Annotated in this window: 8 protein-coding genes; 6 read left to right on the top strand and 2 right to left on the bottom strand. The window is 54.6% G+C overall.

Annotated features, from left to right (window positions below; genetic code table 11):
* The first annotated feature begins 80 nt into the window (after positions 1-80).
* Together MKX51_RS25245 and dnaI are read left to right on the top strand one after the other, a co-directional pair.
* Positions 81-1631, top strand: a complete 1551-nt coding sequence (locus MKX51_RS25245; RefSeq protein ID WP_340994295.1) for a helicase DnaB — start codon at positions 81-83, stop codon at positions 1629-1631.
* An 18-nt stretch (positions 1632-1649) separates the two neighbouring features.
* On the top strand, positions 1650-2609 hold the full coding sequence (gene dnaI / locus MKX51_RS25240) for a primosomal protein DnaI (RefSeq protein WP_340938330.1): 960 nt from the start codon (positions 1650-1652) through the stop codon (positions 2607-2609).
* A 74-nt stretch (positions 2610-2683) separates the two neighbouring features.
* Here dnaI and MKX51_RS25235 read toward each other — a convergent pair whose 3' ends face one another.
* Together MKX51_RS25235 and MKX51_RS25230 are read right to left on the bottom strand one after the other, a co-directional pair.
* Positions 2684-4057 carry a glycoside hydrolase family 43 protein gene (locus MKX51_RS25235; protein ID WP_340994294.1) on the bottom strand — a complete coding sequence of 458 codons (1374 nt, stop codon included), beginning with the start codon at positions 4055-4057 and terminating at the stop codon, positions 2684-2686.
* A gap of 207 nt (positions 4058-4264) precedes the next feature.
* The gene (locus MKX51_RS25230; RefSeq protein WP_155991192.1) at positions 4265-4426 is read right to left on the bottom strand and encodes a YqzM family protein; all 162 of its coding nucleotides are present in this window, start codon (positions 4424-4426) and stop codon (positions 4265-4267) included.
* A 197-nt stretch (positions 4427-4623) separates the two neighbouring features.
* On the opposite strand from MKX51_RS25230, the gene MKX51_RS25225 reads away from it, so the two are divergent.
* The 4 genes from MKX51_RS25225 (at position 4624) to MKX51_RS25210 (ending at position 12835) form a co-directional block, all read left to right on the top strand.
* On the top strand, positions 4624-5070 hold the full coding sequence (locus MKX51_RS25225; RefSeq protein ID WP_340938333.1) for a GNAT family N-acetyltransferase: 447 nt from the start codon (positions 4624-4626) through the stop codon (positions 5068-5070).
* Between the two features lie 241 nt (positions 5071-5311).
* Entirely contained in the window at positions 5312-5629 is a 318-nt protein-coding gene (trxA, locus tag MKX51_RS25220; RefSeq protein ID WP_036701616.1) for a thioredoxin, read from the top strand.
* A 178-nt stretch (positions 5630-5807) separates the two neighbouring features.
* A complete protein-coding gene (gene uvrC / locus MKX51_RS25215) occupies positions 5808-7856 on the top strand; it encodes an excinuclease ABC subunit UvrC (RefSeq protein WP_340994293.1) in 2049 nt (682 codons plus the stop codon).
* 404 nt (positions 7857-8260) lie between these two features.
* Positions 8261-12835: a galactose-binding domain-containing protein gene (locus MKX51_RS25210; RefSeq protein ID WP_340994292.1), complete on the top strand. Its 4575-nt coding sequence runs from the start codon at positions 8261-8263 to the stop codon at positions 12833-12835.
* The last annotated feature ends 29 nt before the right edge of the window (positions 12836-12864 follow it).

The raw sequence follows: 12864 nt of genomic DNA, 5'->3' as shown, positions 1-12864 counted from the left end.
TTTTACATTTCCGGCCGGGTGTTTTGTGATAGAATAGAAATCTATATGATTTGGTATAGAAGAGGGGGAGGTAACCGCAGATGCGTATGAGCAACCTGCATCATTTCACTGAACATCACCGGTACTGCGTGTCCCGCGAATTCGGTCTAAGCCAGCTGGACGGACGTATGCTGGGCTCAGTCTATCAGCCAATGGTAGGCGCGTTCGCCATCAGCCTGTACAGATTGCTGTTCGAACATATTCCGGCTGAATCTATCGGTTACTCCGGTGTGGAGCAGCAGCGCAGGCTCTTTATGACCCTGGGCGTTGAACCCAACGAGAAGGGCCGTAAATATATGGTAGACCAGGCTTCCCGGCTGGAGGCGGTGGGACTGCTGCAGACCTGCCGGCTGTATGCCGCGGAGAACGATGATTATATGTACGAATACGAGTTAATGCCGCCGCTGTCGCCGGCTGATTTTTTTGCAACCCAGCATCTGACGCTGCTGCTCCGGGATAAGATCGGCAAGTTCGCTGTGCTGTCGCTGCGTGAGCAGTTCTGGCACCGGGAACCCGAGGAATGGAGCGGGCGGTCGCTCGGGAAAGAGAATATTTCACTGCCCTTTTATGATATTTTTGAGCTGAATACCCATGTCATCGACTATGAGCTGGAGCAGGCCTTGGCCGAGGTAGCCTCCGTGCGTCAGCCCGGCACCACCCAGGACGCTGATTCGAATATAGCCTACAGCGATATTATCCTGCGCTTCCCGCGTGAATCGGTGAACCGTGCGCATGTTGAGAAGCTGCGTTTTGACCATAACCAGATGGGTGTCATTAATTATGTGGCCCGCAAATACGAGCTTGGCCCGCAGGATGTATGCCGTCTGCTGGATGAGGATGATGTCTTCACGCCGGACGGAGAGGTGATTCTGGATACGCTGCAGTACAAGGCGAGCCAGCATTTCCGTCAGGATAGGAAGCGCCAGGAGAAAAGAGAGATTGCTGCCTCCAAGGTAGTGTCACTGCGCTCCGCCGCTGAGGAAGAGAGTGATCCCTCCGCAGTGCCGGTGGAGCAGGCTGTCGAAATGGAGTTCTATGTAGAAGTCCCTCCGCAATTTCTGTCCAAATGCGACATTCACCAATATAATATGATGCTGCGCAACGAGCCTTATACACGGCTATTGCAGACGTTCTTCCCAGGGGTGGTTCCGGGCCAGCTGATGGATATTTTCGAGAAGATTGATCTGAACTATAAGCTCAGCGGTGAAGTAATCAATGTACTGATCCATTATCTGATGACGATGGTAGCTTCCGGCGGCGATCAGCGGATGAACCGCAACTTCGTGGAGGCGATTGCCTCCAATATGCTGGTGAAGCAGGTGAATACTTACGAGAAGGCCGTGCGCTATATCCGCGACCAGTCCAAGGTGAAGGGCAAGGGGGCGGCTTCCGCCTCCTCCGGCACTGGCACGACGGGAAGCCGTCCGCGTTCATATACGAAGAGCGGCGGGCGGTCCGGCAAGCAGGAGATTCCGATTGTGCTTGATGACGGCAGCGCCGGAACCGTATCGGAAGAGGAATTCGCGGCGATGATGAAGAAAGCGGCCGAGATCAAGGCCAGCAAGAAAAAAGGCGTTCTGAGAACGCCCTGAAGAAAGTGAGGTGCAGCGATGGAGTCCATGGGCGAAGTGCTGCGTTCGATGAACAACCCCGCTCTGCGCCAGCGCTCCCGTGACCTGGAGCAGACCCTGCTGAACCATCCCCTGGTCAAGGAGCTTCAGGCTGAGCATCCCGAGCTGGACGAGTCCCGGCTGCGGCTGCACTTAAGCCGTCTGTACCAGTATGTCGAAGAGGACCGGCATTGTAAGAACTGCCCCGGCCTGGCGAATTGCCCGAATGATTTCCAGGGGCATTACAGCAAGCTTACCGTAGAGACGGTTAATGGTGTAACGGATCTGTATGAGCGCAAGACACCGTGCAAGCTGAAGATTGCACAGGATAATCAGGATAATGTCCGCAAGCGGATTCGCAGCTTCTATGTGGACGAGCGGGTGTTGAACGGCGGATATGATGAGATGGATATTATGGGCAAGGACCCCCGGCGGGCCTCAGCCGTGAACAAAATATTTGACTATATAGCAACAGTGCGGGCAGAGGGCCTGACTTCGCGGGGCATTTATTTGCAGGGCAGCTTCGGGACCGGAAAAACCTTCCTGATGTGCTATCTGCTCCATGAGCTGGCGATCTCGGGCTACAGCGGCGTGATTGTCTATATGCCGGATTTCATCGAGGAACTGAAGCTGATTATGATGGATAACCAAAAGCTGAAGGAAATGGTCGATACGATGAAGAATTGTGATCTGCTCATCTTCGACGACATCGGAGCCGAGAATCTCAATCCCTGGGCGCGTGACCATGTGCTCGGAGCGATTCTGAATTACCGGATGAACCGTAAGCCGACCTTCTATACCTCGAATTATCCGCTGGACGGGCTGGAGAAGCATCTCAGCATCACCAGCAAGGACGGGGAAGAGGTCTACAAGGGCCAGCGGCTGATGGACCGGATTGCCCCGTTCGTAGAGGTGATTCCGCTGCATGGGGAGAACCAGCGCGGCAGGGCCAGAGGGTAATGAATAGAAAAAGGGTCCCAGTCGATGTGATGGCTGGGGCCCCTTTTTACTGTTATGTGAAGAGTTAGCCGGATTTAGCTGGGGCTGAATTTCCACCAGTTGATATTGAACAAATATCCGCTGCCGCCTGTGAATTTCAGGTAAAGGTCATGAGTCCCGCTTGCCCCGCTGACCGTGCAGGTCTTGGTCACCCAGCTCTGCCAGCCCCCTGTATTCTGCACTGCACAGGTGCCGACTAGCGTTCCTGTCGGACTGTCCAGCCGCAGCTCAATATTACCGCCGCTGCCTGCTGACGCTACCCGGGCCTCGAAGCCGGAAGCTCCGGCGCCGAAGTTCACATTTTTGATTTTGAGATAATCGCCGTGATCGATGAAGCCGACATTCATTCCCCCGTCCGTATCTGAGGTGGTCTCGGTCTCTACCCCGGCCGCCCATGCACTGGTCTCGGCTTGCGTTCTGACATAGGGGTTAAGGGTGGCGATGGGCTGCGGCCCGGCGGTTGTCATGTTGATGACCGGGAAGCTTCCGTCCGCGTTGTAGGTGAATTGCTCAACCCCCACTGACCGGGTAAAGCCGCCCCCGCCAGGCAGCGCGCCATTGTGATAAAAGAAATAAGAGCGCCCTTTGAAGTCGATGATGCCCGGGTGATTCGTGAAGCTCCCGCCTTGGGTAGGCATAATGATCCCTCTGTACTTCCACGGGCCGGTAGGCGAAGAGCTGGTAGAATAGGCGATATTCTCTGGAATACCGCTTGCGGCGTAGACCATGTAGTATAAGCTGCCGCGTTTGTAGAACCAGGGTCCTTCTTCGTAGAGGGTTGGTCTGTCAGCATTGCCGTTTCGCACACCGAAGCTGTCTGTGGTCATAGGTACCTGGACAATCCCTGTGCTCTGGTTGTAGGAGATCATATCCGGGTTCAGCTTCACATACTTCAGTGTCGGATTCCCCCAGTAGAGATAGGCCTGGCCGTCACTGTCTACATATACCGTAGGATCGATGTCGCCCCAGCTGCTGGAGACGAGCGGTTTGCCGATAGCGTCCACGAACGGGCCGGTCGGGCTGTTAGCAACGGCGACGCCGATGGCGGGCCGTCCGAGCGAAGTGCTTTTTGCCGTGACATAAAAGTAGAATTTGCCGTTGCGCTCAATCACCTGGCTGGCCCAGGCTTCTCCGCTCGACCAGCTGAACGCCTTGTAGGATAGCGGTGACCCGTGATCGGTCCAGTTCGCCATGTCCTTGGAGGAGTAGACCCTCCAATCATTCATCGTATAGTAGGTCGAGTTGTCTTCGTCATGTCCGGTGTACAGGTAGACCGTATCATTGTATACAAGCGGGGCCGGGTCTGCCGTGTAGATGGTCTGTACAACAGGGTTGTCAGCGAACGATACCGGGGAATACAGCGCAGAAGCCAACAAGCCTGCGACAGCAAGGCTGACAAGCTTTTTCATTCTTCCTTCCTCCTCAAAATAGAGTATAAGAGCGCTTTCGCATACAGAGTAACACGGCTCCTGTGAAACAAAAATGTGTTTTCTTTTTATTAAATTGTAAATTTATGTTATTCTTAACGGCACTTGACGGATCGCAAAATGAACGCAAAAAAAATCCGGCATCCCGCCCAGGCCTGGGCGAAGAATACCGGACACTGCAGCTAGCAGCTATTCGGACAAATACTTGATGATTACCATTCCGAAGAAGACCACGGTCATGAAGCCGGTCATCCCGAAGAAACCGGCCAGCAGATCACCGAGATCGTTGCGGGGCTCCTCATTGATATGCTCCCGCGGGTCACGGACCTGTGCGTTGACATTGACGTCCATTCGCTTCTTCCTCCTTGCTGTTGCATGACTGCATGAAGTGGGTTACAGTTATACATGTGAGCGAAGTCATTGACAATTAATGCGCTTTCTTCAAGTATACGAAGATGCAGGGAAGTTGTAAAGATAAGATCGTATGCCAAAAGGGTGATTCTATGCTAAATATAAGACCTATGGAACCGCAGGAGTATGATTTTCTTATGGATATGCATTATGAGTCCATTCATATTGAACAAGGTAAGCCTCCCAGAAGTGAGCTGCTGAATTCCCCGGGGATTGCGAAGTACAACGAACATTGGGGGAGACAAGGCGACAGGGCGGTAATCGCACTGGTGGATAATCAGCCCGCAGGTGCTGCCTGGTACAGGCTGTTTGACGAGACGAACCAGGGCTACGGATTTGTGGATGCTACAACCCCGGAATTAGGCGTTGCTATTCGGTCTGACTACAGGCAGCAGGGATTGGGAATCAGGCTTATGAAGGGCATCATACAGCAAGCCGTATCCGATGGATACCCGTCACTTTCGCTCAGCGTTGATCCGGAGAATCAGGCGGCCGTCCGGTTATATCATAAGCTCGGCTTCGAGTATGTCGGGACAGCCGGTACCTCGTGGACGATGAAGCTGAATCTCAGGGACAAAGTCTAAACCGCTAAAAGACAAATTAATTTTATACAATATAATTTCTCGAAATATATAACAAATGCATTGTATTTATGTTATACTGTGAATGTGTCGGTAAATGATAATCTGGTTATCATATTACATGAAGCATTTTATCCCGCTATGATCTCGGAGTAAATTCTGCGGACTTGGCTCAGGCTATAGAAGCGGAAGTTATTTCGTACAGCTTAAGCTCACAAAACTTATCTTAAGGAGGAACAATATCATGGCTATCGTAAACGTGTCTGACCAATCCTTCGTGAATGAAGTGGAAGGTCAAGGTACTGTAGTAGTAGATTTCTGGGCACCTTGGTGCGGCCCTTGCAAAATGCTTGCCCCCATTCTCGAGGAATTGTCCACCGAGCTGGGTGACGATGTGAAGATCGCTAAATTGAATGTTGATGAGAATCCTGAGACAGCTTCCCGTTTTGGAGTAATGAGTATTCCTACTCTGATCTTCTTCAAAGACGGCCAGCCTGTGGACAAAGTCGTAGGACTGAACTCCAAGGACTCCCTTAAGAATATCGTAGCCAAGCATCAATAATGGATTATAACCTGCTGTAACCGGGGCCTTGCGGCCCTTCAGACAAAGCGCCTTCGGATTACCGAAGGCGCTTTGTCTGTCCTATAGAAACGGATGTTCTATATTAAGGCTTGAATGTGTAGTACATTCTATTCTAAACTTACCTTATAACCGTGTAGTAACAGGTGGGGGAGAACTTATGGATTATATGGATAATATCCGCAACAAGCTTGCGCTGCTGCCTGATCTGCCCGGCTGCTATCTGATGAAGAATCAAGAGGGTACGATCATCTATGTCGGCAAGGCCAAAGTGCTGAAGAACCGTGTACGCTCTTATTTTACCGGCAGTCACAACGGGAAGACGCAGCGGCTGGTCGCCAATATTGTTGATTTCGAATATATCGTGACGTCGAGCAACATGGAAGCACTCATTCTGGAGTGCAATCTGATCAAGAAGCATATGCCGCGCTACAACGTGCTGCTGAAGGATGACAAGACCTTTCCTTATCTGAAAATCACGAACGAAGCCCATCCGCGCCTGGAGGTTACCCGCCGGGTGCTGAAAGATAAAGCTAAATATTTCGGTCCGTATCCGAACAGCTATGCCGCCCAGCAGACGAAGAAGCTGCTTGACCGGATGTATCCGCTGCGCAAATGCGGGGTGATGCCGAAGGAGGTCTGCCTGTACTATCACATGGGCCAATGCCTGGCTCCGTGCGAGAAGGAAGTGCCGAAGTCGGCCTATGAGGAGATTATCCAGAATATCTCATCCTTCCTCGGGGGCGGACATGATGCGGTGAAGAAGGATCTGCAGAAGAAGATGCAGGAGGCGGCCGAGGAGCTGTATTTCGAGCGGGCCAAGGAGCTGCGCGACCAGATTCAGCACATCGATGCCGTGATGGAGAAGCAGAAGATCAATACAGCCGATACCAAGGACCGCGACGTCTTCGGCTATGCGGTAGACAAGGGCTGGATGTGTGTGCAGATCCTGTACATGCGGCAGGGGAAAATGATTCAGCGCCACTCGTCGGCTTTTCCGTTCTACGGAGAGGCGTACAGTGACTTCATGTCTTATGTGACGCAGTATTACAGCGACAATCCCGCGCTGCCGCAGGAAATCCTGCTGCCGGATATGGCCAGCGCCGGAATGCTTCCGCCGGAAGCAGGCAGCGCCGGCGGTCAGGGAAGCGGCGGACCGGAGGCTGTAGGAATGCCGAGCGGACAGGCGCTGATGGCTGCCTTGGGCGCAGAGGACGAGACGGAGGCCGGAGAGGAGTTGCGCGAGCTGGACGCCGCTGGTCAGATGCTTGCGGCTGATCTCTCCACGGCTGCCGAAGCTGTGCAGGAGCAGGCAGAGCAGGAGGCGGCTGCCGAAGGGACCGTAGATGCGGCCGGAGGCGCAGCCGCCCTGCAGGAATGGCTGGGCATTAAGGTGCTGGTGCCGCAGCGCGGGCTGAAGAAGCAGATGATCGGCATGGCCTGCCAGAACAGCCGGGTCGCGCTGAATGAGAAGTTCCGCCTGATCGAGCGGGACGAGGAGCGCACCTCCGGGGCGGCCAGCAGTCTGGGGCAGAGCCTGGGGCTGGACTCGCTGAACCGGATCGAAGCGTTCGATAACTCGAATATCCAGGGGGCCAATCCGGTCTCAGCCATGGTGGTTTTCATCGATGGCAAGCCCGCCCGCAAAGAGTACCGTAAGTATAAGGTCCGCACCGTACAGGGGCCGGATGATTATGAGACGATGCGCGAGGTGATCCGGCGGCGTTATGAACGGGTGCTGAAGGAGAATCTGCCGCAGCCGGATCTGATCGTAGTCGATGGAGGCAAAGGCCAGATCTCTTCGGCGATTGATATTCTGCAGAATGAGCTGGGGTTATTCATTCCCGTCTGCGGTCTGGTCAAGGATGACAAGCACAGAACCGCCCAACTGCTGGTCGGCGACTCCGCCGAGCCGGTCTCGCTCGCCAGAGACAGCCAGGAGTTCTACCTGCTGCAGCGTATCCAGGATGAGGTTCACCGCTTCGCGATCACGTTCCACCGGGAGCAGCGCGGCAAGTCAATGGTCACCTCGAAGCTCGATTCGATTCCGGGCATCGGGGATAAGCGCCGGAAGCTGCTGCTGAAGCATTTCGGCTCGCTCAAGAAGATCAAGGAAGCCTCCATCGAGGATTTCAAGGTGCTGTCCATCGGCGAGAAGCTGGCCGGTCAGATTCTGGAGGCGCTGAAGGATGAGGAGCCGTCAATCTAAAATAGAGTTGAACGGTAACGGAACAGAGGCCGGCCCCATGTGGGCCGGCTTCTTTGGTTGTGGTCAGGAATGGATGGTATACTCAGAAATCCCGCTACATTCCCGGAAGGCCAATGTGTGCGGAAAACCGAACATAATGAGCAAATGGGGTGAAGTTCCGTAATCTGTCGCTGCACAATTAGACAAATCTTCATATTTTGCATAAATCGTCGCTTTTACCAATTGCAACCGGTTTCGGTAAGGGGTACGCTTATTATGAATCTATGAAAGCGCTTGTCTGAAAGGTGTGGACTTCCAGAACCAGGGTAAGGGGCTGATGCAGACTCCGGGAAATGGACTCCGGAAAAAGTCAGGTTTACAGGCTGAAGAGCTGCAATCCAATCGTAAAGAGGAGGATAAAGGGAATGGTATATTCAAAATCTGTAAGACGCAAGAGGGGAATCAGCGGGACCGCTCTTATTCTAAGCATCGTCATGCTGCTGAGTCTCGTGCAGGTTCTTCCGCCCGGACGGGCATATGCCGCGGACTCTTATCTGCTCTCCACAGACCGGCCCGCGTATGCATCGGGCACGGAGGGCAATAATACCCCGGATCTGGCGGTGGACGGCAATACAGGTTCCCGGTGGAGCAGTTCATGGGGGACGGACCCGAACTGGATTTATGTGGATCTCGGGGCAACTGCAACGGTAGACCGCGTTGTGCTCCGCTGGGAAGGGGCTTACGCCAAGTCTTACAAGATCCAGGTATCCGCAGATGAATTGAATTGGAGTGATATCTATTCCACATCTACTGGAGACGGCGGTGTGGATGACATTACACTCAGCGGCACCGGCCGTTATGTCCGGGTATTCGCCACAGAGCGAATCCTGACGCAATACGGCATTTCCCTCTATGAGTTCGAGGTCTACGGCACCGGCGGCGTTAATCCTCCTCCGGTCGTTCTCGGGCCGAATGTGGCCTTGAACAAGCCCGCGACGGCTTCATCCTATCAGGTGGCCGACTATCTCCCTGTCGGCTCTACCCTGCCGGCACTGGCGGTAGACGGCAACCTGAACACACGCTGGTCTTCCAACGCGACCGATAATGAATGGCTGAGCGTTGATCTGGGCAGCGTACGTACGCTGGGCCGGGTGGTCATTAATTGGGAGGCCGCTGCCGGCCGGATCTATGATATTCAGGTTTCCAATGACGGAAGCACATGGACTACGGTATACCGGGAGCTGCACGGCGACGGCGGCACACTTAATCTGCCGGTCTATGCCAGCGGCCGCTATCTGCGGATGAAGGGCATCAGCAGAGCCACCTCCTTCGGGTACTCGATCTTTGAATTCCAGGCCTATGATTATGTGGCAGGCGATCCCAAGCCGGTCTATAACATTCCGGCCTTGCCTACACTGACCACAGTACCCGTAGGCCAAGGCAGCCATGCCGCGAATGACCTCTCGGTTCCCCAGCCTAAATATCCGCTGTACAAATCGGATGCGCTGACTGCGCCGCTGCCTTCCAATGACTGGTGGCAGTCCATTATGATCAATCAGCTCGGCAACGGCATTATCACGCTTCCGCTCAAATCGAAATATACCAAGCAGGGCCTCAGCATTCTGAATCCGGGTGCAGGCTACTTAAGCGCCGACGGCAAGGCGCAGGAAGCGGCGGGAAGCCCGGACCTGTTCCTGATGGCCGGCAACATTAATACTTCGGGGATGTCGAACCGGATTACCGGTTACGGCGACTGGTCGGCGACTGCGGTGTTAAGCGATGGCGCTGCGGAGAAGCTGAAGACAACGTTTGTCAAAGGCTCGCCTTACCTCTACTCGCAGTTCAGTGATCCGTCCAGTCCTGAAGTGTATCTGCCCGCCGGGGCCCGCTTCTTTAATGACAGCAATACTACGATTCTGGCTGCAGACGGCGACACCGTGACTGCAGACCATATCGGCATTGCGGTTACCAATTCCAACGGGGCGCCAACGCCTGAAATGGTAACCAGACACTATGGGCTGTATGCTCCGGCCGGTACAACCTTCAAGCGGGTCGGCGCCAAGCTCAAAATTCAGCTGGGAGGAGGCCAGAATTACCTGTCCCTGTCGGCTCTTCCGGCACCGTCCAATCTGAATTATTTCTACCAGCACGGCTATGCCTTCGTGACGGACACGAAGGTGGCCTATACCTTCAACGAGACGACCTCAGATGTCACAACTACCTTCAATGCGGTAACAGAACTCAAGCGTTCAGGCTTCCCGAATACCACGCTGATGGCCCAGCTTCCCCACCAGTGGAAGGTGACCACAACACCGCTGACCGCTGTCTCCTTCCCGTCCATCCGCGGAACGATGAAGGTGACAGAGGGCAATTCGTTCGCCACTACGGATAAATTCCACGGCATTGTGCCGCAGTTCACCGAGCCGGGCGATTCTACCTATTCCCGTCAGGATCTGCTGAATTACCTGGCGCTGCTGGATACGGACACTGCCACCAATCTGATGCAGGCCGATGCGTACTGGCAGGGCAAGAAGCTGCATCCGCTGGCCATGGGTGTGCTGATCGCCGATCAGATCGGCAATGAGAGCTACAAGAATCTGTTCCTCTCCCGGATGAAGACGGTGCTTACAGACTGGTATACGTACACCTCGGGGGAAACCGATTATTATTTCGACTACAACTCTGACTGGGGAACATTGATCTATAAAAACAGCGAGTTCGGTGCGAACTCCGGCATCACGGACCATCATTTTACGTATGGCTATTATGTTTTTGCATCGGCCGTGCTCGCCACCTATGATACCGACTTCAGAAATAAATTCAGCGGAATGGTCGATGAGCTGATCCGGGATTATGCCAATCCGTCGAAGACAGACCCTAAGTACCCGTACTTCCGCAACTTCGACCCGTATGAAGGTCATTCCTGGGCCGGCGGGTATGCGGACAATGACAGCGGCAATAACCAGGAAGCAGCAGGGGAATCGCTGTTCGGCTGGGTCGGCCAATATATGTGGAGCACGCTGACCGGCAATACAGCCTTCCGCGATGCGTCCATTATGGGCTTCACGACGGAGCTTAGAGCAGTACAGCAGTACTGGTTCAACTACGACCAGGATAACTGGCTGCCGGGCTATACGCATAAAACGGTGGGCCAGATTTACGGAAGCTCGAATTTCTTCGGCACCTTTTTCAACGGGAATCCGGTGTATGTCTATGGCATCCACTGGCTGCCTACAGCAGAATATTTAACCAGCTACGGGTTCGATACGGCTAAGGCGGCTGGATTATACAGCGGCTTCGTGGCCGATAACGGCGGGCCGGAACCGGACTGGTACCATATTGTCTGGCCGATCCAGGCGCTGAGCGATCCGCAGGCGGTGCTGAATAAATGGAATCCGGCACTGCCGCAGCAGAACGAATTGTACAACACGTACTGGTTCGTGCACAATATGGCCACACTTGGATCACGCACCAAGGACATTTGGGCGGAGAACGGCTACAGTGCAACGGTATATAAAAAAGGTTCCGCCTACCGCGCGCTGGTCTGGAATCCGACGAATGCGGCCATAACCGTTACGTTCCGCAACAGCGGAGGAGTGACAGGCTCGGCTGTAGTCGAAGCCAAGAAGCTGGTGAAGGTGGACCCGACGAAGGTCACCACGGATACGCTGCTTACTCCGCCTGCCATGACAGCCGATACCACTCAGAACGCAGCCGGCCAGCCGATTGAGCTGACGTTCACGGACAATGCGGCCTGGAGAAATGCAATCACTGCAGTGAAGGTGGATGGAGTGACAGCAACGGCAGCGAATTATACGGTGGAAGCCGGTAAAATCACGCTGAACACCGCGCTGTTCCCCACGGCAAAAACTTACACGGTTACAGTGACGGCAGACGGATATACCGATACTTCGGTGCAGCAGGTGATTACCGGCAGCACAACGCCGACAGGGAACCTTGCGCTGAACAAGGCGGTGACTGCCTCGGAGAATCCGAAGCAGCCCGCTGCCGCAGCTGTGGACGGGAACCCGGGCACCCGCTGGGAATCAGACTTCAGCGATCCGCAGTGGATTCAGGTGGATCTGGGCTCTGCCCAGACGGTCAGCCGTGTGCTGCTGAACTGGGAGGGCGCGTACGCCAAAGCCTACTCGATCCAGACGTCGGCAGACGGAGCGAACTGGGCAACGGTCTATTCGGCAACAACCGGAGACGGGGACATCGATGACATTAGCTTCACCCCGGTCAGCGCGCGGTATGTGAAGGTTAATGGCACAGAGCGCGGTACACCGTACGGGTATTCCTTATGGGAACTGGAGGTGTACGGCAGCGGCAGCGCTGTAACACCGCTTACTCCGCCTGCCCTGACAGCCGATACCACCGGGAACGCAGCAGGCCAGCCGATTGAGCTGACGTTCACGGAGAATGCGGCCTGGAGAAATGCAATTACTGCGGTGAGGGTGGATGGAGTGGCAGCAGCGGCAGCGAATGTTACCGTGGCAGCCGGTACAATCACCCTGAACCCTGCGCTGTTCCCTGCAGGGAAAACTTACACGATTACAGTCACTGCGGCCGGATATAATGATGCTTCGGTGCAGCAGGTGATTTCCGGCGGCACAACGCCAACTGTGAACCTTGCGCTGAACAAGGCGGTGACCGCTTCGGAGAATCCGAAGCAGCCCGCAGCCGGTGCTGTGGACGGAGATCTTGGCACCCGCTGGGAGTCGGACTTCAGTGATCCGCAGTGGATTCAGGTGGATCTCGGCTCTGCCCAGACGGTCAGCCGTGTGCTGCTGAACTGGGAGGGCGCGTACGCCAAAGCCTACACCATTGAGACGTCAGCAGACGGCACGAATTGGACAACGGCCTATTCCACAACGACCGGGGATGGGGACATCGACGATATCAGCTTCACCCCGGTCAGTGCGCGGTACGTGAAAGTGAACGGGACGCAGCGCGGCACACAATATGGCTACTCTTTATGGGAATTGTCCGTCTATTAATGCACAGAATGCACAAGTCAGTCTGGACA

This window comes from Paenibacillus sp. FSL M7-0420, assembly GCF_038002345.1.
GTDB lineage: Bacteria > Bacillota > Bacilli > Paenibacillales > Paenibacillaceae > Paenibacillus_AQ.
Note: the sequence above shows the minus strand (reverse complement) of the source record. Positions and strands in the feature narration are given on the sequence as shown.